The sequence below is a fragment of the Clostridium amylolyticum genome (assembly GCF_900142075.1).
Taxonomy (GTDB): Bacteria; Bacillota; Clostridia; order Clostridiales; family Clostridiaceae; genus Clostridium_AA; species Clostridium_AA amylolyticum.
The window spans coordinates 184669-209124 of sequence record NZ_FQZO01000001.1 but is presented as its reverse complement, the minus strand read 5'-3'; the positions used below and the strand labels follow the sequence as shown (position 1 = coordinate 209124).

Annotated in this window: 22 protein-coding genes and 1 riboswitch; of the genes, 4 read left to right on the top strand and 18 right to left on the bottom strand. The window is 32.5% G+C overall.

The genetic code is table 11. From position 1 onward, the window contains the following. Nucleotides 1–9 precede the first annotated feature (9 nt). The 11 genes from mvk to BUA82_RS01020 form a co-directional block, all read right to left on the bottom strand. Nucleotides 10–975: a mevalonate kinase gene (mvk, locus tag BUA82_RS01065; RefSeq protein ID WP_073003882.1), complete on the bottom strand. Its 966-nt coding sequence runs from the start codon at nt 973–975 to the stop codon at nt 10–12. Next, the gene (locus BUA82_RS20560) at nt 966–1142 is read right to left on the bottom strand and encodes a hypothetical protein (protein ID WP_178140667.1); all 177 of its coding nucleotides are present in this window, start codon (nt 1140–1142) and stop codon (nt 966–968) included. The genes mvk and BUA82_RS20560 overlap by 10 nt, the downstream gene beginning before the upstream one ends. A 551-nt stretch (nt 1143–1693) precedes the next feature. Beyond that, complete coding sequence (locus tag BUA82_RS01060; RefSeq protein ID WP_073003881.1) at nt 1694–2074, bottom strand: hypothetical protein; 381 nt, start codon at nt 2072–2074, stop codon at nt 1694–1696. Between the two features lie 169 nt (nt 2075–2243). Beyond that, nucleotides 2244–4190, bottom strand: a complete 1947-nt coding sequence (locus BUA82_RS01055) for a HAMP domain-containing sensor histidine kinase (protein WP_073003880.1) — start codon at nt 4188–4190, stop codon at nt 2244–2246. After that, nucleotides 4171–4857, bottom strand: a complete 687-nt coding sequence (locus BUA82_RS01050) for a response regulator transcription factor (RefSeq protein WP_073003879.1) — start codon at nt 4855–4857, stop codon at nt 4171–4173. Before BUA82_RS01050 ends, BUA82_RS01055 begins: the two co-directional genes overlap by 20 nt. Before the next feature lie 69 nt (nt 4858–4926). Continuing rightward, on the bottom strand, nt 4927–5487 hold the full coding sequence (locus BUA82_RS01045; protein ID WP_073003878.1) for a hypothetical protein: 561 nt from the start codon (nt 5485–5487) through the stop codon (nt 4927–4929). 299 nt (nt 5488–5786) lie between these two features. Next, complete coding sequence (gene rlmD / locus BUA82_RS01040; RefSeq protein ID WP_073003877.1) at nt 5787–7148, bottom strand: 23S rRNA (uracil(1939)-C(5))-methyltransferase RlmD; 1362 nt, start codon at nt 7146–7148, stop codon at nt 5787–5789. 23 nt (nt 7149–7171) lie between these two features. Beyond that, on the bottom strand, nt 7172–7606 hold the full coding sequence (locus BUA82_RS01035) for an RDD family protein (RefSeq protein ID WP_073003876.1): 435 nt from the start codon (nt 7604–7606) through the stop codon (nt 7172–7174). 175 nt (nt 7607–7781) lie between these two features. Continuing rightward, nucleotides 7782–8594 (bottom strand): MetQ/NlpA family ABC transporter substrate-binding protein, encoded by an 813-nt coding sequence (locus BUA82_RS01030; protein ID WP_073003875.1) that lies wholly within the window; start codon nt 8592–8594, stop codon nt 7782–7784. Between the two features lie 71 nt (nt 8595–8665). Beyond that, the gene (locus BUA82_RS01025; protein ID WP_073003874.1) at nt 8666–9310 is read right to left on the bottom strand and encodes a methionine ABC transporter permease; all 645 of its coding nucleotides are present in this window, start codon (nt 9308–9310) and stop codon (nt 8666–8668) included. Then, nucleotides 9311–10267 (bottom strand): methionine ABC transporter ATP-binding protein, encoded by a 957-nt coding sequence (locus BUA82_RS01020; protein ID WP_073003873.1) that lies wholly within the window; start codon nt 10265–10267, stop codon nt 9311–9313. Nucleotides 10268–10354: 87 nt separating this feature from the next. Then, nucleotides 10355–10461: riboswitch (SAM riboswitch) on the bottom strand. 254 nt (nt 10462–10715) lie between these two features. On the opposite strand from BUA82_RS01020, the gene BUA82_RS01015 reads away from it, so the two are divergent. Continuing rightward, a complete protein-coding gene (locus tag BUA82_RS01015; protein WP_073003872.1) occupies nt 10716–11465 on the top strand; it encodes a TSUP family transporter in 750 nt (249 codons plus the stop codon). Nucleotides 11466–11552: 87 nt separating this feature from the next. Here BUA82_RS01015 and BUA82_RS01010 read toward each other — a convergent pair whose 3' ends face one another. Further along, nucleotides 11553–11798 carry a hypothetical protein gene (locus BUA82_RS01010; protein WP_073003871.1) on the bottom strand — a complete coding sequence of 82 codons (246 nt, stop codon included), beginning with the start codon at nt 11796–11798 and terminating at the stop codon, nt 11553–11555. A gap of 355 nt (nt 11799–12153) precedes the next feature. On the opposite strand from BUA82_RS01010, the gene BUA82_RS01005 reads away from it, so the two are divergent. Together BUA82_RS01005 and glgP are read left to right on the top strand one after the other, a co-directional pair. Next, nucleotides 12154–14463, top strand: coding sequence for a family 65 glycosyl hydrolase domain-containing protein (locus BUA82_RS01005; RefSeq protein WP_073003870.1), 2310 nt, complete (start codon nt 12154–12156; stop codon nt 14461–14463). 22 nt (nt 14464–14485) lie between these two features. Then, on the top strand, nt 14486–16111 hold the full coding sequence (glgP, locus tag BUA82_RS01000; RefSeq protein ID WP_073003869.1) for an alpha-glucan family phosphorylase: 1626 nt from the start codon (nt 14486–14488) through the stop codon (nt 16109–16111). Between the two features lie 158 nt (nt 16112–16269). Here the strand turns inward: glgP and BUA82_RS00995 are convergent, their stop codons facing one another. From BUA82_RS00995 to BUA82_RS00970, 6 genes are all read right to left on the bottom strand, one after another. Further along, complete coding sequence (locus BUA82_RS00995; RefSeq protein WP_073003868.1) at nt 16270–17271, bottom strand: LacI family DNA-binding transcriptional regulator; 1002 nt, start codon at nt 17269–17271, stop codon at nt 16270–16272. Nucleotides 17272–17519: 248 nt separating this feature from the next. Next, nucleotides 17520–17726 carry a DUF350 domain-containing protein gene (locus tag BUA82_RS00990; protein ID WP_073003867.1) on the bottom strand — a complete coding sequence of 69 codons (207 nt, stop codon included), beginning with the start codon at nt 17724–17726 and terminating at the stop codon, nt 17520–17522. Between the two features lie 75 nt (nt 17727–17801). Then, the gene (gene selB / locus BUA82_RS00985) at nt 17802–19709 is read right to left on the bottom strand and encodes a selenocysteine-specific translation elongation factor (RefSeq protein WP_073003866.1); all 1908 of its coding nucleotides are present in this window, start codon (nt 19707–19709) and stop codon (nt 17802–17804) included. A gap of 3 nt (nt 19710–19712) precedes the next feature. Next, nucleotides 19713–21098: an L-seryl-tRNA(Sec) selenium transferase gene (selA, locus tag BUA82_RS00980; RefSeq protein WP_073003865.1), complete on the bottom strand. Its 1386-nt coding sequence runs from the start codon at nt 21096–21098 to the stop codon at nt 19713–19715. A 108-nt stretch (nt 21099–21206) separates the two neighbouring features. Then, nucleotides 21207–22235, bottom strand: a complete 1029-nt coding sequence (gene selD / locus BUA82_RS00975; RefSeq protein ID WP_083599717.1) for a selenide, water dikinase SelD — start codon at nt 22233–22235, stop codon at nt 21207–21209. A gap of 94 nt (nt 22236–22329) precedes the next feature. After that, nucleotides 22330–22989, bottom strand: a complete 660-nt coding sequence (locus BUA82_RS00970) for a ComEA family DNA-binding protein (RefSeq protein ID WP_178140666.1) — start codon at nt 22987–22989, stop codon at nt 22330–22332. A 117-nt stretch (nt 22990–23106) separates the two neighbouring features. On the opposite strand from BUA82_RS00970, the gene BUA82_RS00965 reads away from it, so the two are divergent. Continuing rightward, nucleotides 23107–24339 carry a D-alanyl-D-alanine carboxypeptidase family protein gene (locus BUA82_RS00965; protein ID WP_073003862.1) on the top strand — a complete coding sequence of 411 codons (1233 nt, stop codon included), beginning with the start codon at nt 23107–23109 and terminating at the stop codon, nt 24337–24339. The last annotated feature ends 117 nt before the right edge of the window (nt 24340–24456 follow it).

Genomic DNA, 24456 nt, shown 5'->3' with positions numbered 1-24456 from the left:
TATCCTCCTTTACTCATATACCCCATAGAGCATATCGCTGTCTGTGGAAAAATACCAGCTGTTAGAGGCACCATACTCCCTTAATTCTTTGGCAATCAGCTTAGCATGTTCCATATTTTTGCCAAGAGCTAACATGCATCCTCCCATGCCTCCGCCAGTGAGTTTTGCTCCCAAGGCTCCAGCCTTTAATGCCCTCTGAACCAGCCCATTGAGTCCTTCATCGCTGACACCAAGCTTCACAAGCTCCTGCTGATTACCATTTAAGAGCTCCCCAATGCACTGGATATCCCCTTTTAAAAGAGCAGCTTTAGCTTTATTAGCCATGTCATCTATTTTCTCTAAGGATTGTTCCACTTTTTCAGGATTAGCTGCATACCTCTTCTTCACATTGTCCACAGCAGTTCTAGTGTCAGCCATGCGTCCTGTATCTGCCACCGCTATAAATAAAGGGGCAGTGGGTTTAAGAGGTAATACCTCCTTTCCCTTTTCAAACCACACTGGGCAATCACTGGCTTCCGAAACCATGTCAATGCCGCTAGGGTTTCCATGAGCATAGGTTTCAGAGATCTGCACCAAAGAAAACAACTCTTCTTTGGAAAGTTCTTTCCCGTAAAAAGCAAATAAGGCCCTTACCATAGCAATAGCCACTGCGGCGCTAGAGCCTAATCCACGACCTAAAGGAATGCAGGAATCAATACTAATACTTAAATTTTCTAGAGGCTTACCTAAATAATTTAAGGTTTCTTTCATGCAAGCTGCTATGCCTTGCATTTCTCTAGGCATGTGATCAACAACTCCAGTATAAATAATAGAATCAAGCATAACATGACCAATGGTCTCTTCAACTATGCATCTAACCTTCAATGGAAAAGGCATAGCGATGGCAGGTTTTCCATAAACCACTGCATGCTCACCAAGTAAAATCAGTTTGCTATGTGACTCGCCTATTGCCCTTGTATTAGCATCTATCTCCATATGGCACCACCTATTATTTCCTTATGATGAACCTTTCCTCTGTATACTCTAGCAGTTGATACTTTCACCTTCCCATAACCTAAAAAAGCCATTATAACTTTCCATTTATATATAGTGTTTTCAAAATATCTCTTCACACTTTCAAATTCATCTTTTAAAAATTCCAATGTTGTGTTCCTCCTAAATTCTGTTGGTAATTCTAATTTACTTTCTCAAATTCACTAATATTTTCAATAATTATTTCTATATAATTAACTCTTATTTCCAATTTATCTTCATTAAACCTACAAAGATGATATCACAATGAAATTATTTTGTAAATAACAAGGATTATTAACAAATAATATATTAATGCATTTAGTAATCCTCCTAGTGTTAAAGAGGAATTTAAGATTTTTTAGTGTGTATTTTACATTGTATATTACGAAAAATAACATCATGAGGATACCCATTAGGTTATTTTTTATCTCACTTGATGTATTTATATAAATCTCTTATATATCAAAGGCTTTGGATTTAATGCTAGCATTTCACATGCTCCATAAATATATAAATTCCACGAAAAAAAGGGTCAAATTTTTCTAACCCTTTTCAAACCTTATTATTTTCATACATTAATAATAATCATGAAAATACTCCAATTAATAGTATAGAGTTTCATAACCTCTTCCAAGTTTAATGCAATACTTTAAGTCATGCATAATTTGTAATATGGCATCTAATGCATCTCATCAAATTCTATCTCATGCTGAAGGATTTCATTTATTCGTTTTTCAATTTTATCTAAATCAAAGTCAGCTTCTTTTTTTATGCTTTTCCTCAACATAGGACCAATTTGTTGTATGTCATCTCTTATATCATATAAAAGCTCTAGTGCTGAAGCAGCCTCCAGTTCATTTCTTGGTACCTCCACCATAGCAGCAAGTATTGAATTTTCGGTTTTTGATGCTATTATAGGAGAACTAAGTTCTTCCACGTGCACTACTGTTCTTCTTCCTGGTCCTCTTTCATCTTCTATACGTTGAAGACTAATAATCTTATCAGATCTGGCAAAATTACCATAACCTAATGGAACCATTACTCCTTCCTTGATTTCCATATTAATCACCACCTAAATTAATATTTTCAAAGAAAGTTTATTATAAAACAATCCTATTTATGTTATTTTTGCTTTAAGTAGATAATTTTATTCATTATAATTAAGTTCTTTTATTCATAGGCTTGTATAAATATTTTTTTATTTCTTGGCTATGCCGCTTTTTGTATATTTATTTTTTAAACTCTACCGCAACCTTAAATAGATCACCGTCAATATCAATTCTCATCTGACCACCTTGTAACTCCACTATACTTTTTGCAATAGATAGACCTAATCCAGATCCTTCACTACTTCTAGCTTTATCTCCTCTTTTAAATCTTTCAAAAATCTCATTAACATCAAAATCCATTTCATAGGAAGACATATTCTTTATAGTTATTATTACACTCTTATCCTCTTCAAAGACATCAATATATACTCTTGAATTAGGCTGAGAATACTTCAATGCATTGCTTATCAAGTTTTCAAACACTCTCCAGGTTTTTTTACCATCTAAATTTAAATATACTTCTTCTGCAGGTATATTTGTCCTAAAGGTCAAAGAAGAGTTAATTATCTTATCTTCAAGCTCACCCAAAGCCTGTCGTAATAGGGATGCAATGTCAACTTTTTCAACGTTAAGTTCAATGGCACCGCTTGAAAGTTTTGAGGCTTCAAAAAGATCCTCTATGAGCACTTTAAGTCTTTGAGACTTTTGATCTAAAACATCTATATACTTTTTACTCTCTTCCTCCGATATATTATCTCTTTTTAATAAACTTACATAATTTATTATTGCAGTAAGAGGTGTTTTAAGATCATGTGATACATTACTTATAAGTTCAGTTTTGAGTCTTTCACTTTTCACTTGGCTTTCAACAGACTTTTTAAACCCCTCCTTCATACTGTTGATATTTTTAGATATCTTAATAAAATTGCTATCTCCAATTTCCTCTATACGATAGTTAAAATCACCCGAAACTATAGCATCTGTTCCCTTTATAATTTTACTTAAGGCTAAGACTCTTTTTAATACATAAATAGGAACAACTATCAAGTAAATGACTTTATAAGCAGATATAAACATTACAGCCCAATTAGCTATAGAAGAATATGCAAATAATCTAATGGGCAGCAAGGCCCCAAATAAAATAGTAGCTATAAATAATAATATTTCCTTAATAAAAATATATTTGCATTCACGAATTAATAAAGTAACTTCACTAATTATACTTTTTCTAAATTGTTCTGATAATTCTTCTTTATTTCTGATTAACCTTAATATAAAATCAATATTGATTTTAATATACAAAAAATAAACAACCAAAACAGTTAATATTATAAACTGCCCTACATCAACAGCTTTATAAAAAAAATCCACATTAACTATGAATCTACACATAATAAAAGTTAATAAAACAAATATAAGAACTTTTAAATCTAACGGTATTTTGGAATATTTTTCTTCTATTCTTACATGCTTTTTTTTATCTTTTACATTTAATTTTAAAAATACAAATATGGATATTGCAATTATCAAGGATCCACTTCCTAAAATAATCTCTTTAATCAATCTTTCTCGAATAGAATTATAATAAGTGAAATCCTTCTCCATTTGGCTATATCCTCCTGGAGTTTTAATAAATATAAGACTACCTTCTAAGTTGTTTTTTTGAAACCAATTGTTAATACTCTGAAACTCCCATTCATTATCAGAAGATCTTGGAAATTTTTCTAAATAAATAGCATTATTACTAATATAATTTTCTATATCATTTGAATCAATAATGTTAGTATATATTTTATCACTTGTTTTACTTTTAATATAATATCTTAAGGATTGTTTTAAATTCACTTGATTCTTAATATTCTCAGAAGATGGATCAATTTTCAAATTATCGTTTTTATCCTCCACATTTTGCTGTTCCTTTTGAAGTCCGATAATTAACATCTTAATATCTTCAAAATATTCAAACAACTCTGTTTTAAAAGAAGTACTTTTAAGATAATATTCTTTTTCAATGTATTTGTAATTTTTAAGCACATCAACTGCTGAGAGCGTTGTTATTCCAAACAAATACATGCATATTATAAAAAGTACTCCTTGAGTATATATATTATTCAATTTTGTATCCAATTCCCCACACCACCTTAAGATATTCAGGTTCTTTTGGATTAATTTCAATCTTTTCTCTTAACCTTCTTATATGAACAGCTACTGTATTTTCACCATTGTAAAAAGGCTCATTCCATACCCTTGTATAAATTTCTGATATGGAAAAAACTCTGCCTTTATTTTCCATAAGCAATTCTAGTATCTTATATTCTGTAAGAGTTAAACTTACTTCTTCTCCATTTACCTTTACTGTTTTTCTATGTTTATTTAAGCTAATGCCTCTTATTTGTATTTCATCATCTTCTTTAAAATGCCCAAAGTTTGTATATCGTCTCAATTGAGATTTTACCCTTGCTACAAGCTCTAATGGGTTAAAAGGCTTTGTTATATAATCATCTGCACCTATGTTAAGCCCAAGAATTTTGTCTCCATCCTCTGATTTAGCTGAAAGCATTATGATGGGTATATTTTTGCTCTCTCTAATTTTAAAGGTTGCCTTTATACCATCCATTCTTGGCATCATAATATCCATAATGATAATGTGAATTTCTTGTTTTTCCAATACCTTCAAAGCCTCTTCTCCATCACAAGCTTCAATTACTTTAATTCCTTCATTCTTTAAATATATTTCTATTGATTCTCGTATTGCATTATCATCATCAACTACTAAAACATTATATTCAGCCATTTCTACCACCCCTTAGCACCGATTATATCATTTTCTAATTGATTAATCTATTGCCCTAATATTTCTTTATTAAGGTTTCATAAAAAAACTGAAAGCATCCTTTGTCACTCCATTAATATTATCTCTATTTTTAACATTTCTAATATGATAAATCTTATTTCCATAATCCTTTGCTTGATTATCACATATATAAGCATAATCATAATTACCTTCATTTACCCATTTCATAAATACATAAGCATGACTTGGAGCACCATTTTTATTTCCTAAATCATCTGTTGTAAAAACTATATCTCCTGGTTTCAAATTTTTGTAATCATTATCTTTTTTCCATCCTTTATCCTTTAAAACATTGATAAGTTGAGTTGTATTTGCTATTTGCTTTGCAACTTCAATATTATTCTTCCTTAAGACTTCAGCCACAAAATATACACATGTATTAGAAGAATTATTATTATTTAAAGCAATTGCATCTTTAAATACCTGCTTTTGATTTCTTTCACTTTTCATATATGAATATATCCTATTTGTTACTTCTAAATTTCTAGTTTTTTTAATTAAAGTTTTATCAATTATTATTAAGGCTAAAATCAATACCATTATAGTTGTTATTAAATTTATTTTTTTCATCAGCTATACACATCCTTATAAGTAATCTATATGTATAACTATATAACATGAAGTTTAAAAATATCGGCTATATTTATTACATATTTACTAACAATTATTAAAAATTTCTTAAGAAATTAATTAAAACTATTTTTTAAAGCAAATTTTTTTAATTCCTAATAATAAAAAAGCCCTCAAGTGCGTAATCAACACTTAAGTGCTTTCTTCAACTATATCATCTTTTTCTCACTATTTTTTAACCCCTTATTAAGGAGCATATACTGTTTTTACCATTCTCCAACCCAACTATATCTAGGCTTCTAACTGTGTTTCCTTTTAAGCTTCACCACAGTTTCCACATGAGGTGTATTAGGGAATAAATCTACCAACTTGCTTTTTATCACCTCATAGCCCTTTTCTCTTAAATATTTTAGGTCTATTACCAAGGTTTTAGGGTTACATGAAACATATACTATCTCCTTGGCATTGAAGTCTACCACGTATTCTAATGCCTTAGGGTGTACTCCGCTTCTAGGTGGGTCTAATATTATCACATCGGGTTTTTTGTCTAGGGTTTGTATAACTTTAGTTACATCTCCTGCTATGAAGTTACAATTTGTAAGACCATTTAGCTTTGCATTTTCGTTGGCCGCTGCAGCTGCCTCTTCTATAAGCTCTATACCTATAACTTCCCTGGCTTTAGCAGCAGTTATCTGTCCTATGGTGCCAGTGCCGCAATATAAATCAAATACTGTTAGGTCTTTAGAGTCACCTAAGAACTCCCTCACCACGCTATAGAGTTTTTCTGCCCCTTGAGAGTTGGTTTGGAAGAAGGAAAAAGGAGATATCTTGAAGTTTAGTCCTAGAAGCTTTTCTGTTATGTAGCCTTTACCCTGAAGTACATTAACCTTTTCAGGTACCACGGCATCTGAAAAAGAGTTGTTTTCAGTGTGCATTATGGTTTCTAGTTTACCTTCATATTCTAGGCTGTTTAAAAGATTTTTGTATTCTTCTAAATTAAAGTCTATTTGAGTTGTAGTTACTAAGTTCACCATTATTTCCCGGGTAAAGTAGGCTTTTCTTATAATTAAGTTTCTTAGGTAGCCTTCTCTTCTCATTATGTGATAATGAGGAAGTTCTTTCTTCCTAAAATAGTCTAAGGTAGCATCTAATATTTTTCTAAAATCTTCATCTACAATAAGGCAATGAGGTACAGAAATTATGCTAAAGCTTTGATGCTTCATATGCATTCCCAGCTGAAGCTCTCCACCTTTTTCAAAGTCTCCAAAAGTAAATTCCATTTTATTTCTATATTCCCACTGATTAGGGCTGCCTTCAGTGCCTAAATACTCACCCATAGGTATTTCTGCTTTCACAAATAACTTTTTCACTTGATTCTCTTTAAATTCCAGTTGCTTTTCATAGGGAACATGTTGACTTATGCATCCTCCGCAGGGTCCATAATGAGGACAAGGTCCTTGCACTTCATAATCTGCTTTTTCTATTATCTCTAGAAGTCTTACTTCTCCAGCACCTTTTTTATACTTGGTAAGTTTACCTTTAATGGTTTCCCCGGGAAAAGCATTCTTAACCATGAGCTTTATCCCATCCCGCTCTCCTATTCCATAGGAGGGAAACTCCATATCTTGTATTTTAATTTCTAATTCCGTGCCTTTTTTCATAGGTTCTCCTTTGTATAAATATATTACTTATCCTTTTTTAAGGATAAATAAAAGAGCTTATTTCCAATAGTTGTGCCAAGCTTTGACTTATGGCATATAGGTGCATAGAATAAGGATATGATTATAAACATAATTAAATACATAGACATCATGTCTGATACCTTGTAGCCTATAAACTTAATGATAATTTGAAATAAAGATAAAATAATAAAGGAAATAGCACTTATAGCTAAAACATCTACAAAATTAGCTATAAATAAATCTCCAAAGGAAATTCTCTTATGTTCTTCTTTAGAATTTTCAATATTATCCTTCTCTGCTTCCACCATTGCTTCAGAGTCAGCTTTCTCCTTTTCTTCTTCCTCTTTTAGTATGTCCTTAATTTCTTCTGATACTACATTTTCATTATTTAACTCTGTATCATTTTCAATTATTCCATTCTTTTCTAAATCGCTCATGATGCTTCCTCCTTGTTTTTACTCTGATATTTACTATACTATATTTTACATATCAAGTAAACAAACCCCTAGGTTTTAAGCTAAAGAAAATATCTCTATAAACTTGTGGATTTAATTTATTCACCAAAGCTTCTAGAGATATTTTAAATTGCATATTATATTAAAATGTTACTTATTAAAAGGAAGGAAGTATAACCCCTTTATATTTTTCTTCTATAAATTTCTTTACTTCAGGGGAATTTAGAGCTTTTGATAGAGCTTTAATCTTCTCTGAATCTTTATTATCTTCTCTTACTGCTAATACATTAGCATAAGGTGAGTCCTTAGCTTCAATTATTAAGGCATCTTTAAGAGGATCTAACTTACCTTCAAGAGCAAAGTTTGTATTTATTACAGCTCCCTCTACATCTGCTAAAGCTCTAGGAAGTTGAGGAGCATCTAACTCAGTTATCTTTATGTTTTTAGGATTTTCTACTATATCAAGCTTGGATACTATTTCTCCGTCCTTAAGCTTAATTATTCCTTTTGTTTCTAATAGTCTTAATGCTCTTGAACCGTTGGTAGGATCATTAGGAATAGCTATTTCTGCACCATTCTTTATATCATTAACATCCTTAATCTTCTTTGAGTAGAAACCAAGGGGTTCTAAGTGTACCTTAACGGTATAAGTTAGCTTTAAGCCCTTTTCTTCTACGGTCTTTTTAAGAAAAGGCACATGTTGGAAGAAGTTTGCATCTAACTCTTTGTCTGCTAAAGCTGTGTTTGGCAGTACATAGTCTGTGAATTCTTTTATTTCTACTTTGTAACCTTCCTTCTCTAAAATCGGTTTAGCTGCTTCTACTATTTCTTTATGTGGTACTGGACTTAATCCTATAACTATGGTTTTATCATCCTTAGCTTTTCCTGTATCTCCACCCTTTGAGCTAGTACACCCTACTGCACCTAGTGCTAATCCTGCTGCTAATATTATTGATAATACTTTTTTCATTGTTAATACCTCCATTTTGTGTAATTATTTTTAAGTTTTATATTATATAAACTGTTTTTTATTTTTCTTTATTATTTGGTAAGCTTTCTATAAATAAAATTTCCTAGGGATTGTACTACTTGTACAAGTATTATTAATATTATCACCGTATAAACCGTAATATCTGTTTTAAACCTATGATAACCATACTTTACTGCAATATCTCCAAGACCTCCTCCCCCAATGGCTCCTGCCATAGCTGAATAACTTATAACGCTAATTACTGTTAAAGTTATTCCTAATATTATGGAAGGAAGGGCTTCCTTTAGCATCACCCTAGTAAGGATTTGAAAGTTAGTAGCGCCAAAGGATCTTGCTGCTTCAATAACTCCTGGATTTACTTCTCTAAGGGAAGATTCTATAACTCTGGCTGCAAAAGGAGCTGCTGCTATGGTAAGGGGAACTATGGCCGCTGTGGTACCTATGGATTTCCCCACTATAATTTTTGTTAGAGGTACCACTGCTACTAACAGTATTATAAAAGGAAAGGATCTTAAAATATTTATTATAAAATCTAAGGTTTTATATACTCCTTCATTAGGCTTTAACCCATTAGGTGCTGTGAGAGTAAGTATTATGGCAGGTATAGCACCAATTATTACTGCAAATATTGTAGATACAGAAACCATGTATAAAGTTTCTAAAAGTGCATCATATATTAATTCAGCATACTGCATTTAAAGCACCTCCCAGTTAATAGATCTTTCTATAAGATAATTAAGCACTCTTCCTTGTTGCTCTTTGTCCACATTTATTACCAAGGATCCTAGAACATCTCCTCTAAACTTTTCAAGCTTGCCCCAAACTATGGAGAAGTCTATATCTAAGGTCCTGGCCATATTGGTTATTAAGCTTTGTTCACTAAATTCCTTAGGGAAGAATATCTTTATATTAACCCCCTTTTCTGGTAAAACTTCTTCTTCTCCTAAGAATTTTTTAAGCTCATGGCTTGGCTTAAGGAAAAGCTCATTACTTTGCCCTACAGCTTTTAGCCTTCCATCTTCTAGTAGTGCAACTCTTTCACAGATTTCCTTTACCACTTCCATTTGATGGGTAACCACCACTATGGTTATACCTAGCTCTTTGTTTATATCCTGTAATAGGTGAAGTATTCCCTTGGTGATGCTAGGGTCTAAGGCAGAAGTAGCTTCATCACACAATAGTACTTTAGGCTTTAAAGCTAAAGCTCTGGCTATGGCTACCCTTTGCTTTTGTCCCCCGCTTAAGGAACGAGGTTTAGATTTTGCTTTATCTTCTAATCCCACCAGCTTCAGTAATTCCTTCACCCTTTTGTCTATTACTCCTTTGTCGGTTCCCCAAACCTCCATAGGAAGTGCAATGTTTTCATAAACATTCTTTCTTTCCAATAGGTTAAAGCTTTGAAAGATCATGCCTAATTCTTTTCTTAAATTTCTTAGGTTGTCTGGGTTTAGATCTTTTATTTCTTTATCCATCACCTTTACAGATCCCTTGTCATAACCTTCAAGACCATTTATGCATCTTAGTAAAGTGGACTTTCCAGCTCCGCTTCTGCCTATTATTCCAAATATCTCCCCTTCTTTAATTTCTAAACTTATATCTTTAAGAACTTCAAAATCATAAAAGTTCTTGTATAAGCCGCTGATTTCTATCATGTGCTCTCCCCCTTGTGCAGATCATATGTATCTTTATGCAAAATAAAAACGCCGGAGAATAAACTCCGGCGATTAAGTCCTCATTTATTCTCATCTCCCAGCTTACGCTGTTGGAATTGGCACCATTGTATTTATAAATAAATACTGGTTGCCGGGCTTCACAGGGCCAGTCCCTCCACCTCTCTTGATAAGACAATTGTTATCAGTTATTTAATTTTCCATTGACACTAGTATAATCACATTTTCTAAAAAAATCAATAACAAAATCAATATTTTCTAAATATTTTATTAATAATAGTGATTTTTTAATAATAAATTATCAGTAAACATTTACACAACCCTCTTATTTATAACATTAATATAATTATTTATTTAAGTTATAATATCCTACTAGTATAATTATGGTGTGATATAATTTTTTTATCACAATATTTGTAGGGGGTAATTCATGTATAATATAGTATTTCTCTGTGCTGCTGGTTTTATTGCAGCTTTTGTGGATGCCATTGCTGGAGGAGGCGGTCTTATAAGTGTTCCAGCCTTTTTTATGGCAGGCTTTCCTCCTCATATAGCCTTAGGCACAAATAAATTTGCAGCCACCACCGGTTCATTGACTAGCTCTATTAAATTTATAACCTCTAAAAAAGTAAATAAAGACATATTGAAATATGCCGTTCCAGTAACCTTTATAGGTGCTGTTCTAGGGGTTAAAACGGTGCTTTTAATAGATCAAAGTTTCCTATACCCTATAGTTATGATACTCATACTGTTAGTGGGGATTTATACCCTAATATCTAAGAATATCGGGTTAGAAAATAATTATCAAGGAATAACCACTAAGACTCTCTTTTTTGCAATGCTACTTGGTTTTTCTCTTGGATTTTATGATGGTTTTTTTGGCCCTGGTACAGGCTCCTTTTTGATATTTGGCCTTATTTACATATTTAAATTTGATTTTGTACACGCCAATGGTAATGCAAAGATATTAAATTTCACCAGTAATATAGCTTCTCTTTTAACCTTCTCTTTAGAAGGCAAAATTAACTATCAATATGGTATTCTAGTGGCTGTATTCATGATCCTAGGAGCGCGGCTAGGCGCCAAAGCCGCTATAAACAAAGGAGCCAAGCTTATAAAACCCATATTTGTAACCATGTCCCTAGCAGTAGCAGCAAAGATGTTATACAGTATGTTCTAAGGATAAATTCCAAGAAATGTAATCGCCCCTGGGGTGCTTCCAATTAAAAGGAAGCACCCCAGGGGCGATTACATTTTTTCCCTATTATTATAGTACCTTTTTCAGTTCCTCGGCTTTGTAGTCTTTTATATATCTTTCATTGAATTCATTGGTAAGCAATAGTCTTACTGCATCTGGCTCTATCTTAAGCACCCTGCCTTTAATTTTAGTTCCTAGGATGTTTACAGGGCTATCCTTTCTAATTTCTTTTATGGCATTACTACTGCAATACTCACATTGCTCTTCCTTTTGAAAAACCCTTTTGCAATCTAGACAATAGTACAATTTAGACATTTCAAAGTCCCCCTCATCTGAAATATATTAATAATTATTGATACTTAATGAGTGTTAGTAAATATTGTGTTATCTTATATATACTACACATATTTGTAAAATCCTTCTATTTAGTTTAATAATTCTGAAATTTTAAATAATTTTGAACATTTTTCACTATTTACTTTTTTATAGAACAATTAAATCAAGCGATTCTTTTGCTTACACAAAACAATATTAGAATTTTCTCTTGAAAATTGCATTAAGTGATGGTAATATTAGAATTAACAGGCGTGTAAACATTTAAATGCTTTTTTTATTATCATTGTATGCAACCGCTTGCACTACATTATCTCAAGAAAGGTGAGTTTTAATAATGAATAAATATGTTAAACACCATGAATGGGAAATCATAGAAGAAGGTTTTCACCCCAATGACAATAGAGTTTATGAAAGTTTAATGAGTTTAGGTAATGGCAGTATGGGAATAAGGGGAAACTTTGAAGAAGATTACTCCGGAGATTCATTACAAGGTTCCTATGTAGCAGGAGTATATTATCCGGATAAAACTAGAGTTGGTTGGTGGAAAAATGGATATCCTGAATACTTTGCCAAGGTTCCTAATGCAACTAACTTTCTAGGGCTTTCCATAAAAATAAATGATGAAATTTTAGATCTATCTAAAGCAAAGGAAGTTAAGGCTTTCAAGAGGATATTAAATATGAAGGAAGGTTATCTTCTAAGAAGCTTTACTATAGTAAGTGAAGATGAAAGAGAAACTGAAATAGAAGTAAAAAGATTTATAAGTATAGTTTCTAATGAAATAGCAGCTATAAAGTATTCTATTAAACCTCTTAACTATCATGGAGAAATAACTGTATGCCCTTATTTAGATGGAGACGTTAAAAACGAGGATTCTAACTATGATGAAAAGTTTTGGAATGAAATAGATAAGCACAGCACCCAATCCTTTATGGATTTAACCCTGGAAACCAAAAAGACTGCCTTTAGAACTACTTGGGCAAGTAGCTTTAATGCAACTATTAACAATAATTTCGTTAATATAGATACAGATCCTATACTAAAGGATAAATATGTAGCTAGTTCCTTTAAAATAAAGGTTTCAAAAATGGATACTCTAACAATTTATAAATATATATCCGTTGTAAGTAATAGATATTACGATAACAATTTGTTAGAAGAAAAAGCCCATGAATTCTTAAAAGAGGCTAGTGATAAGGGATTTGAAGATTTATTTCAGGAACACCGAAGAGCTTGGGAAAAGCATTGGAGTGAAAGTGACATAGAAATTAAAGGAGATATAGCTGCCCAGCAATCTATACGCTTTAATATCTTTCAGCTAAACCAAACTTATACCGGAGAAGATCCAAGATTAAATATAGGTCCTAAAGGCTTTACAGGCGAGAAGTATGGCGGCAGTACCTACTGGGATACAGAAGCATATTGCCTTCCCTTTTACTTAAGCACTGCTCCTTCAAAGATAGCCAAGCAGCTCCTTATTTATAGATATAATCATTTGGAAAAAGCTAAGGAGAATGCCGCAAAGTTAGGACTTAGAGGAGCCCTTTACCCTATGGTTACCATGAATGGTGAAGAGTGTCATAATGAGTGGGAAATAACCTTTGAAGAGATTCACAGAAATGCTGCTATTTCCTATGCTATATATAATTATGTTAAATATACAGAAGATGAGTACCATTTGGCAGAGTACGGTTTTGAAGTATTAGTTGAAACCAGCCGTTTTTGGGCATCTAGAGTAAATTACAATACCTATAAAGATAAATACATGATTCTAGGCGTTACAGGACCTAATGAATATGAGAATAATGTTAATAATAACTGGTACACCAATACTATGGCTAGCTGGAACCTAGAATATACCATTGAAGTTTATACTCTATTAAAAGAAAAATATCCTGCAGATTTTTATAGATTAACTGCTAAGTTAAATATTTCTAAAGAAGAAATTGAAAAGTGGCAAGATATAATAGATAAGATGTATTATCCACATATTGAAGAATTAGATGTTTTTCAGCAGCAAGATGGATATATGGACAAAGAGCAGCTTATGGTTAGAGATCTGCCTGAAGCTGAACTTCCCCTTAACCAAAACTGGTCTTGGGACAGAATTTTAAGATCCTGTTTTATAAAACAAGCTGATGTGCTGCAAGGATTATTCTTCTTAAATCATAGATTTGATTTAGCTACTAAAAAGAGGAACTTTGACTTCTATGAACCTAGAACCGTTCATGAATCCTCTTTATCTCCTTGCATATACTCTATAATTGCCGGAGAGATAGGATACCATGAAAAGGCTTATGAACTATATCTTAGAACTGCTAGATTAGATTTAGATAATTACAATAATGATACTGAAGATGGTCTTCATATTACCAGTATGGCTGGTACCTGGATGTCCATAGTTTATGGCTTTGGCGGATTTAGAATAAAGGATAGTAAGCTTACTCTATCGCCCTTTATTCCAAAAACTTGGAGCAGCTATTCTTTCAAGATAATGTTTAGAAAGAGACTGCTTAGCATTTCCATAGATAAAGAAAATATAAGGGTAAATATGGAGTATGGAGAAGAACTACCTATAGAGGTATATGATGCATATTATGATTTAAAAGTAAATTCTCCCTTAAATATAATTATGAAGAGATAAATTTCAAAGGAGTGTAACTGTTATGAATAAAAAGCTTCCAAATACCGCTTACTTTTGCATGGAATATGGCATAGATAGTAAAATAAAAACTTATGCTGGTGGATTAGGTATACTTGCTGGAGACTATATGAAGGGTGCCCATGATTATCACTACCCTCTTATAGGTTTAGGACTGAAATGGAAACAAGGTTATACGGATCAAAGGATAGATGAAGAAGGCAACCCTTATGACAGTTATCATAACAATGATTATCATTGCCTAGAAGATACCGGAGTGAAGGTAAATGTTAAAATAAGAGAAAGAGATGTTGTGATAAAGGTATGGAAAGTAGTAAATTACGGAGTATGTCCACTATATTTTTTGGACACAGATCTTCCTGAAAATGAAGATGCTTGGATTACTGGTCAGCTTTATGGTTGGTTTGGTGAAGAGAGAATAGCACAAGAAATGGTGCTGGGTATAGGTGGAGTAAGAGCTTTAAGAGCTTTAGGCCATGAGGTAGAAGTATATCATTTTAATGAAGGCCATGCAGTTTTTGCTGGATTAGAGCTTATAAAAGAAAAAATGGATAAAGGTTTATCCTTTATAAATGCAAAATGTAAAACCATTGATGAAGTTGTTTTCACCACCCATACCCCTATTGTTCAAGGGAATGAATCCCATCCCCTTCATAGGCTTATGTATATGGGAGCAAACAATGGCCTTACCTTTGAACAAATGGTGGACATAGGAGGAGCACCTTTTAATATGACCGTGGCTGCTCTTAGACTTTCTAGGATCTCCAACGCTGTGGCACAGCTTCATGCTGAAACTGCCAATAAGATGTGGATGCATATAGATAACAGAAGTGAAATAATAGGCATAACCAATGCTATTCACATGCCTACTTGGGTGGATGAAAATATGATTAAGGCTGCTGAAGAAAAATCTCAGGTTTGGGAAAACCATATGAAAAATAAGCATGATTTAATAGCCTTTGTGAAAGAAAGAACCGGAGTAGCACTAGATGCTGACAAGCTTCTTATAGGATTTTCAAGAAGGGCTGCCCCTTATAAACGAAGTAATCTTATTTTTACAGATACAGAAATAATAGAACCTCTTTTAAGAGAAGGAAAGATACAAATAGTATTTTCAGGAAAAGCTCATCCTTTAGATGATACTGGTAAAGATATAATTAAGAATATAGTTAATATGACTAAAAAGTATCCAAACTCTGTAGTATTTTTAGAAAACTATGATATGACCATAGGAAAGATGCTTACCAGAGGCTCTGATATATGGCTTAACAACCCTAGAAGGCCTCTTGAAGCCAGCGGTACCTCAGGAATGAAAGCAGCCATGAATGGTGTAATAAACTTCTCCATCTTAGATGGATGGTGGCCAGAAGCCTGCAACCATGGAGTGAATGGATGGCAGTTTGGAGATGGCAAGGCTCTTGAAGATTTCCAAACCGAGGAAGAATTAGATAATCATGATTTAAAAGCTCTTTACCATGTGCTTTTAAATGAAGTTATACCAACTTATTATAACAATAAAGCTAAATGGGTGGAAATGATGATTAATTCCATAAACAGCACTAAAGATTATTTTTCAGTAAAAAGAATGTTAGAAGAGTATTTTGAAAAGATGTATATTAAGAATAATTAATGAAGCAATTAATTTTTATTCTAAAATTGGTATAATTAAAAATCAGTTTATAAATAAGGAGCTGTTGTATAATGTATTATGCGACAACTCCTTCATTTTTTATTTTTAATAATATAGAAGTAATCCTATTGAATATTATTAAATCTCCCATACTTCTATCACTTTGTAGATTCTCTTTTTATTATCTCAGTATCCACAATAAAATAATTTTTTCCTTCTAAAGTATTTCTAAGAGAGCTAATAAGAAGCTTAGCTGCATTATAGCCAAGCAAATCCGCATTAATATTTACAGTGGTTAAAGGAGGGTTTTGGTACTCCGATAAAGGTGTATTATTAAATCCAACTATGGATATATCTTTAATAGATTTTTCCTTCATAAACTTTAAAGTTCCAAAGGCTAACAAGTCATCTGTGGTTACTATGCCGGTAACACCTTTATTTTTAAACAGTTTTTTTGCGGCTAAATAGCCACATTCTTCTGTAAAGTCTTTCATTTCATATATGTAATCAATGTTTATATCTATGTTATTCTCTTGCAAGGCTGATATGTATCCTTGATATCGATCTCTTGACATATATAAATTGCTTGGTCCTCCAATGAAGCCTATATTTCTATGTCCTTTTTCAATTAAATAGTACACAACCTCTCTCATGGCTCTGAAATTATCGTTATCTATCCATAGATCATTATCAATATTCTCAGGTCGTCCTATAACCACAAAAGGAAACTGTTTGTTCTTTAAATTTTTTATGCTTTTATCCTCGTATCTAGAGGTTAATAAAATAATTCCATCCACTAGTTTACTGTTGATATAGTTATCTATTATCTTAACTTCTTCCTCTTCATTCTTGCTATAAGTATACATGATATAATACCCTATTTTCTTTGCATATTTACTTATACCAGTCATGGTTTGAATAAAAAAAGGATTCTTGAATAGATCATCGTTTCTACTAGGTAAAATAACCCCTAAGGTATTAGTAGATTTATTGGCAAGACTTCTGGCAATAGCATTAGGATGATAATTCAAATCCTCTACCGCTTTCCAAACCCTTTCTTTAGTATTATCACTTATCCTTGGATTTCCGGCTAATACTCTAGACACTGTAGAGGTAGAAACCTTTGCTAAATCTGCTACTTCTTTTATAGTTACTGCCATAATTATTACACTCCTACACTAAATTAAAAAAAGGCATGCAAACGATTGCACGATCTCTATTATAATTCTTTTTTATTATTGTGTCAATGTACCCAGGTATAAACTCCAAACCACTCTCAACAAAGTCTACCCTAATCAATGTTTTTAAAAGAAACCAAAGGATTCATCCTTTGGTTTCTTCTATACATTCTTCAGTTTTTCTGATTCTCTCCATCAGAAAAACTTCCTCCATTCTAAATTCTCAATTACTAGGCTGCTACCACTCTAGATACTATAATAGCTATGCCTATTAGTAGTCCTGCAATTACAATAGCTACAGCTATGTTCTTTTGTTCCAATTCTTTATTAAAATCTAAAGGAATCATCTTGTCAAAAACAATATAACCTATAGCCATTATTATAATTCCTAAAATTCCAAAGATCAAACTTAATCCTAAATTAGCTAGTACTTCCATTTAAATCCCCCTTCTCAATATCTTATTATCATACTACCATTATCTTACTATAAATATGCTTAAATTTATACATATTTACATTAAAAATCTTTTATCTTCTACCCTTTTAGTTATCTTTAAAGAATCAAAGTGTTCAAGAATAGCTACTGCATATTTTCTGCTGGTATCTAATAAGTCCCTAAAATCTCCTGCAGTAATGAAGTCATTACTTTGAATATGCTGAGTTAACATATTCTTTGCTTCTGTAAAATATTCATTATAAAGAATACACTCTTCATTCACCTTATACAATTCACCTTGATCTAGCAGGGAATCTAATACAGCTTTAAAATCCTTTTTATTTTTTATGTTAGCTGAAAGATCTTCTAATCTTGGTGGCATATACTTTCCTTCTTTAAATTGTTTAAGGATAGTTTCTTTAATTTCCTTTTGATATGCGTCATAAACAATTTGAAAGTCATAAAGAGCTACATTGTTTCCTGTAATTTTAATAATATCTCCCTTTAATAAAATATCTAGTATCTCATCATAATTTCTCTGTTTTAAGTTCTTTCCAAATACTTTGTTTTTGAATTCCTCTTTTGATATCCCTGCTTTTAAAGGATTATTTTTATGAAATTCCTTTAACAATTCACTAGCTTCTTCAATCTTCTTCATTAGAAATTTGTTGTGAATATAAACAGGCTTATCTCCAGCATCTAACCTTATTATCTTCTTTTCCTTTACTAAGGTGTCTAAAATATCAGCAAGCCTATCTTCATTTTTTCCCAAAGCTTTTAATATCTCATTATTTCCAGGATAATTAGATGATAGTTTGTTTACGATACTTTCAACTATGCTATCTGCAGAGCCGCTTTCCTTTATTTTTAGCTCTTCTAGATATTCCTTATTTAACCTTTTGGCTTTCTTTGCTACGGGTTCAATTATTGCCCCGCCGCCTATGGTTATCATAGGTGAGTAACTTCTTATAACATATCTGTCATTTCTTTGAGCAGCTATGGGCTCTTCTAATTTTAGCTGTACATAAGCATTTTCTCCAGGTTTAACCTCTTCTTTGTCCAAAATAATTACTCTACATAATATTTCATCTGTACCGTGATATAATCTCACTCTTTGTCTATTAATAAGAGGTTTTTCAGCGCTTTTTAAATAATATAAGTTACAATCTATAGTAAGGGATGGTTCCATTATATCCTCCTTGGATATAACGTTGCCTCTGGACACCTCCTCACCTTTTACTCCAGATATATTTAATGCGCATCTTTGACCTGCTTCTGCAAAGGTTACATCCTTGTCATGAACCTGAATATTTCTAATTTTCCCTGTTATTTTTTGAGGATATATTTCTACAGTTTCTCCTGTATTTATTCTTCCTCCAAATATGGTTCCTGTTACCACAGTACCAAAACCACTTACAGAGAAAACTCTATCTACCGGCATTCTAAAGTGACCTATGGTATCTTTTGCTTCCACTTCTTCAGAGGCTTCTTCCACATACTCCATAATCTTGTCAATACCTTCACCAGTTTTAGAGGATACAGGTATTATGGGGCTATTTTCTAAAAAGGTTCCCTTAACCCTATCTTTTACATCTTCCTTTATCATTTCCAACCATTCTTCATCTACCATATCTTTTTTGGTTAGTACTACTAAACCTTTTTTAATATTTAATAGCTGAAGTATTTCAAGATGCTCTTTTGTTTGCGGCATGACACCTTCATCTGCTGCAATGACCATAAGTACTATATCTATACCGCTAACTCCCGCCAGCATGTTTTTAACAAATTTTTCATGGCCAGGTACATCTATTATTCCAGCTCTTTTTCCTGAAGGTAAATCAAAAAATGTAAAACCTAAGTTTATAGATATACCTCTCGCTTTTTCCTCCTTAAGGGTATCTGTTTCTCTTCCTGTAAGAGCCTTTATAAGCGTTGTCTTACCGTGATCTATATGTCCTGCTGTTCCTATAATTATATGCTTCATAGGTTATTCTCCTAGTGCTTTAAGAGCATTTAATATAATTTCAAAATCTTCTTTAAATATGGTTCTTAAATCAAGATAAATTTCATCATTGGATATCCTTGAAATAATAGGAGTTTCATAGTTTCTTAATTCTCCTTCTAATTCCTTAGCTGAAAACTTACTGCTTTTTACTTTAACCACATAAGTCTTAAGCTTTTCCTCAGGCATGGAGCCTCCTCCTACCATAGAATAATCCTCTTCAATGTGGAAACTAAAATGTTTTGGAGCTGTGGATAGCTTTCTTTTAAGTAACTGAGCTTTCTTTTTAATTTCCTCAGGTGGTGTTAACATCATATTTAAAGTAGGTATTTCCTTTATGGCTGTTTCTTCATCTAAATAACATTTTAACGTTGCCTCTAAGGCTGCTAATGTCATTTTGTCTACCCTTAATGCTCTTGTAAGCTGATTCTTTTTTATTTTATCTATATATTTCTTCTTTCCAATGATTATACCAGCCTGTGGCCCCCCTAGCATCTTATCCCCACTAAAGGTTATTACATCTATGCCCTTTTTAACGCTTTCTTGCACCGTAGGCTCATAGCTTAATCCGTAGCTTTGAAGATTTATCAATACTCCACTGCCTATATCTTCTACCACTGGTACATCATATTTTTCTCCCAGCTTTGTAAGTTCTTCTGCTGATACATCTTCTGTAAATCCTAAAATTTTAAAATTAGAAGTATGTACTTTTAAAAGTACACCAGTATTTTCAGTTATATTATTTTCATAATCATAAAGGTGAGTTCTGTTAGTTGTACCTACTTCCACCAGCTTAGCTTTGCTAAACTTCATAACTTCAGGCACTCTAAAGGATCCACCTATTTCTACCAGCTGACCTCTAGATACAATGGCTTCTTTTTCTTCACAAAGAGTGTTTAAAACCAGCATCACCGCAGCAGCATTATTATTTACTACTAAGGCTGCTTCCGCTCCAGTTATTTCTTTAATAATATCTTCTATATGGGAGTACCTAGAACCCCTGGCACCTTTGTCAATATCATATTCCAGATTGTTATAATTTTTAATGATATCCTCTACTTGATTAACTGCCTTATCACATAAAAGAGAACGTCCAAGGTTTGTATGTATAACAATTCCTGCTGCGTTTATTACTTTTCTAAGCTTAGGCTTGTTATTTTTATCTAGTATATCATTAAATGTATTTATTATATCTTCTATAGTAAATTCTTGGATATTTCCTTCTAATATATTCTTTCTAGTATCTTCTAAAGCCTCTCTTACTGCTTCTATAACCAAAACCCTTGAATTATTCTCAAAAGCTTCTTCTACTTTTGAGTGTTGAAGCAATATATCTACCTTAGGTAGCTTTCTTAAAAGCTCCTTACCCATTTTAACTCCTCCTGATTAAAGTTATTTACCCAAATGAAATAGCCACCTTCAGTTTTTAACTTTAATGTAGTTATATCAATAATCAATGTAACAACTATTTGCGGCTTTTTATTTAACTATAATATATTTATCTTTCTTACTTACAACTTCACCAATTATAGAACTTTGCAATTTAAGCTTTGAAAGCTCTCTCATTAGCTCTTCACTTTCATCAAAAGAACAGGAAACTAATAGGCCTCCAGAAGTTTGAGGGTCAAACAATATATCCTCTAACCAAGGCTCTACATTGTTAAGTTCATATTTACCATCTAAATATCCTCTATTATTATAACTTCCTTCTGGTATTAATCCCATTTCCGCATATTCTCTAGCAGCTTTTATATAAGGTATTTTATTCTTATATATTATCAAGGTCTTATTAGAACCTTCAGCCATTTCATATCCATGCCCCATAATACCGAAACCTGTAACATCTGTACATGCTGTTATATCATGATTTACAACTATTTCTCCAGCATATTTATTTAATGTGGACATAACTTCTACAGCCTCATCATAAGCCTCTTTAGAAGCTATATCTCCTTTAATAGCTGTGTTAATTATTCCTGTGCCTAAAGGTTTTGTTAGTATAAGTACATCCCCTTCTTTACATCCATGATTTTTTAAAACCTTTTCTGGATGTACTATACCGGTTACTGAGAGGCCGTACTTAGGTTCTTCATCTTGAACTGAATGTCCTCCTATAACCACTGCTCCTGCTTCTTTAACCTTATCTGCTCCCCCTCTTAAAATTTCTCCTAAAACTTCAATGGGCAGGCAGTTAGGAAAACATACTATGTTAAGAGCTACTATAGGTTTTCCTCCCATAGCATATACATCACTTAAAGAATTTGCCGCTGCAATAGCTCCAAAAGTATATGGATCGTCCACCACTGGAGTGAAGAAATCTAAAGTTTGAATGGTAGCCATTTCATCATTTAATTTATATACTGCGGCATCATCGCTGGTTTCTATGCCTACTATTAAATTTTCGCTTTCCATTTTTGGTAAAGTACCAAGTATCTTTGAAAGGGTCTCCGGCCCTATTTTGGCTGCTCAACCAGAGGTACGAGTTAATTCTGTTAATCTTTTTACCATGTACGCCACCTCTTTCCATTGTTTTGAATACATTATAAACTATTTTCAATGTTTTTAAAAGTCATATAAAACTATACATATGTACCACTTTGCACTACTTAACATCTATCTTATCTTTTAGCTTATTGAAGGTACTTTCTCCTATCCTATCAACTTTTTTTATATCTTCTATGGTTTTAAAGCCTCCGTTTTTTTCTCTGTAGGCTATAATTTTATCTGCAGTAACATCTCCTACAGAAGGAAGCTTTTTTAGCTCTTCCTTAGTAGCTGTGTTTATGTTAATTATTTCAGAATTAGAACTTATCCCCACATTTGAGGATACTGGAGCAGTAATCATATTTCCAGTATTGCTTTGTACATTAGGCACTACTATACACATGCCATCTCTTAGTTTTTGTGCTAAGTTTAATTTGCTAGTGTCGCTATTATCTGTGGCTCCTCCAGCTTCTTTTACTAAATCTTTTACTATGCTGTCTTCTTTCATTAAATAAACATCTGGTTTTTTTACTTCACCTTTTATTTCTACCAAAATGCCCTTCTTCTCTGTAGAATTCGAGGTTTCTGTCTCTTTTGAAGTGGAGTTTTTATCACTTTTTACGTTGGATTTTTCTTCTTTAGAAGATTTTTCAATAAATATATCCTCGTCCATACCTGAATTATTATTTTTTGACATCATATATCCTATGACAGTTACTAATAGTAAAATTGCACATAATATTACAGAACCTATTAATTTCTCTTTCTTTTTCAACATAAGCATCCTTTCCATACAATAATTTCTAGTTAAATTATTGACAGAATAATCTTATTATATAGATGTTTTTTAAATTTATTGATATAATTTTACTGTGTTAATGTAGGAGGATTATTTATGAAAAGAATATTTTTCACCTTTTTTTGTTGTGTTTTTTTATTGTTATCTTTAAATAGAAGTGTTAGTGCTTCTACACCTGCTCCTGAGGTTACCGCTGAAGGCGCTGTACTTATGGATGGGGTTACAGGTAAATTGATTTATGAAAAGAATCCCGATAAAAGGCTATCTCCAGCCTCTACTACAAAAATAATGACTACAGTTATAGTTCTTGAGAATTGTAACTTAAACGACAAGGTTACTGTAGGAAAGAATCCACCTAATACAGATGGTTCTGCTGTGGGTATAAAAACCGATGAAGTTTTCACTGTAAAGGATTTATTAGGAGGGATGCTTTTAGAATCAGGCAATGACTGTGCAGAAGCTCTTGCGGAGCACGTAGCTGGCTCTATCTCAGACTTTGCTAAATTAATGAATGCTAAAGCCTTAGAGTTAGGGTGTACCAATACAAACTTTGTTAATCCTAGCGGTTTATATGATGAAAATCACTATACCACAGCTAGAGACTTAGCTCTAATAATGCGTGAGGCCATTAAAAATCCTGCTTTTCTTGAAATTGAAAAGCTTCCTTTTTATCAGCTTCCGCCTAGTAATTTAGACCCAAATCCTAAATGGTCCAACAATAAAAATCAGCTTATGCTTAAAAATTCTCATTATTATTATCCTTATGCCATAGCTGGTAAAACCGGTTATACCATAAAAGCAAGGCATTCCTATACCGCTGCCGCATTAAAGGATAATCAAATACTCATTAGCGCCATGATTAATGGCGAAGGAAAAGAGTTTTTCTTTCCTGAAACAAAAAACTTATTGGAATATGGTTTTGCTAATTTTCAAGTGTTAAAATTATATAGCAAAGGCCAAGAGGTTATAGATTTAACGCTAGACAAAAACAAGATACCTCTTTTAGCTAGTGAAGATTTCTATGCTTTAATAAAAAAAGACGAAAGTAACTTAAATGTCTCCTCTGCCGTATGCAAACTAGAAGCTAAAGATTTAAGCAAAACAAGCTTTGGTAAAGGAGAAAGACTAATAGATTCAAAAATTTATCTTAAAGACAATTTAATAGGCAGTCTTACTCTAATGAGCGGAGCCTCCTATGAAGTGCCTCCAGTGAAATCAGCTTCTAACTATATAAAAAATACTATCCCCCTTTGGGCTGTCATCACTGGAACCTTAGTTATAATATCACTTTTCCTTTGGTTTTTAATAAGAAAAGCTATTAGAAAGTGATTTATGAAGATAATAAAAAAACATTGCTATGCAATAGTAAACTATGGCATAGCAATGTTTTTATTATCAAGTGATTCTTAGCTTCACATGGACTTACTTAAAATGAATACCTTCTTC

What these genes read in the sequence shown, in the direction of transcription:
- BUA82_RS00995 (WP_073003868.1), bottom strand. Translation starts at nt 17,271, where the DNA reads ATGGCAGTAACTATAAAAGAAGTAGCAGATTTAGCAAAGGTTTCTACC.
- selB (WP_073003866.1), bottom strand. Translation starts at nt 19,709, where the DNA reads ATGAAGCATATAATTATAGGAACAGCAGGACATATAGATCACGGTAAG.
- BUA82_RS01020 (WP_073003873.1), bottom strand. Translation starts at nt 10,267, where the DNA reads ATGATAGAAATCAGCGGCTTATACAAGAACTTTTATGATTTTGAAGTT.
- BUA82_RS01030 (WP_073003875.1), bottom strand. Translation starts at nt 8,594, where the DNA reads ATGAAAAAAGTATTATCAATAATATTAGCAGCAGGATTAGCACTAGGT.
- rlmD (WP_073003877.1), bottom strand. Translation starts at nt 7,148, where the DNA reads ATGAAAAAAGGCACGGAATTAGAAATTAAAATACAAGATATGGAGTTT.
- BUA82_RS01010 (WP_073003871.1), bottom strand. Translation starts at nt 11,798, where the DNA reads ATGTCTAAATTGTACTATTGTCTAGATTGCAAAAGGGTTTTTCAAAAG.
- BUA82_RS01045 (WP_073003878.1), bottom strand. Translation starts at nt 5,487, where the DNA reads ATGAAAAAAATAAATTTAATAACAACTATAATGGTATTGATTTTAGCC.
- BUA82_RS01005 (WP_073003870.1), top strand. Translation starts at nt 12,154, where the DNA reads ATGAATAAATATGTTAAACACCATGAATGGGAAATCATAGAAGAAGGT.
- BUA82_RS01035 (WP_073003876.1), bottom strand. Translation starts at nt 7,606, where the DNA reads ATGAGCGATTTAGAAAAGAATGGAATAATTGAAAATGATACAGAGTTA.
- BUA82_RS00970 (WP_178140666.1), bottom strand. Translation starts at nt 22,989, where the DNA reads ATGTTGAAAAAGAAAGAGAAATTAATAGGTTCTGTAATATTATGTGCA.
- BUA82_RS00990 (WP_073003867.1), bottom strand. Translation starts at nt 17,726, where the DNA reads ATGGAAGTACTAGCTAATTTAGGATTAAGTTTGATCTTTGGAATTTTA.
- BUA82_RS01025 (WP_073003874.1), bottom strand. Translation starts at nt 9,310, where the DNA reads ATGCAGTATGCTGAATTAATATATGATGCACTTTTAGAAACTTTATAC.
- BUA82_RS01015 (WP_073003872.1), top strand. Translation starts at nt 10,716, where the DNA reads ATGTATAATATAGTATTTCTCTGTGCTGCTGGTTTTATTGCAGCTTTT.
- glgP (WP_073003869.1), top strand. Translation starts at nt 14,486, where the DNA reads ATGAATAAAAAGCTTCCAAATACCGCTTACTTTTGCATGGAATATGGC.
- selA (WP_073003865.1), bottom strand. Translation starts at nt 21,098, where the DNA reads ATGGGTAAGGAGCTTTTAAGAAAGCTACCTAAGGTAGATATATTGCTT.
- BUA82_RS00965 (WP_073003862.1), top strand. Translation starts at nt 23,107, where the DNA reads ATGAAAAGAATATTTTTCACCTTTTTTTGTTGTGTTTTTTTATTGTTA.
- mvk (WP_073003882.1), bottom strand. Translation starts at nt 975, where the DNA reads ATGGAGATAGATGCTAATACAAGGGCAATAGGCGAGTCACATAGCAAA.
- BUA82_RS01060 (WP_073003881.1), bottom strand. Translation starts at nt 2,074, where the DNA reads ATGGAAATCAAGGAAGGAGTAATGGTTCCATTAGGTTATGGTAATTTT.
- BUA82_RS01050 (WP_073003879.1), bottom strand. Translation starts at nt 4,857, where the DNA reads ATGGCTGAATATAATGTTTTAGTAGTTGATGATGATAATGCAATACGA.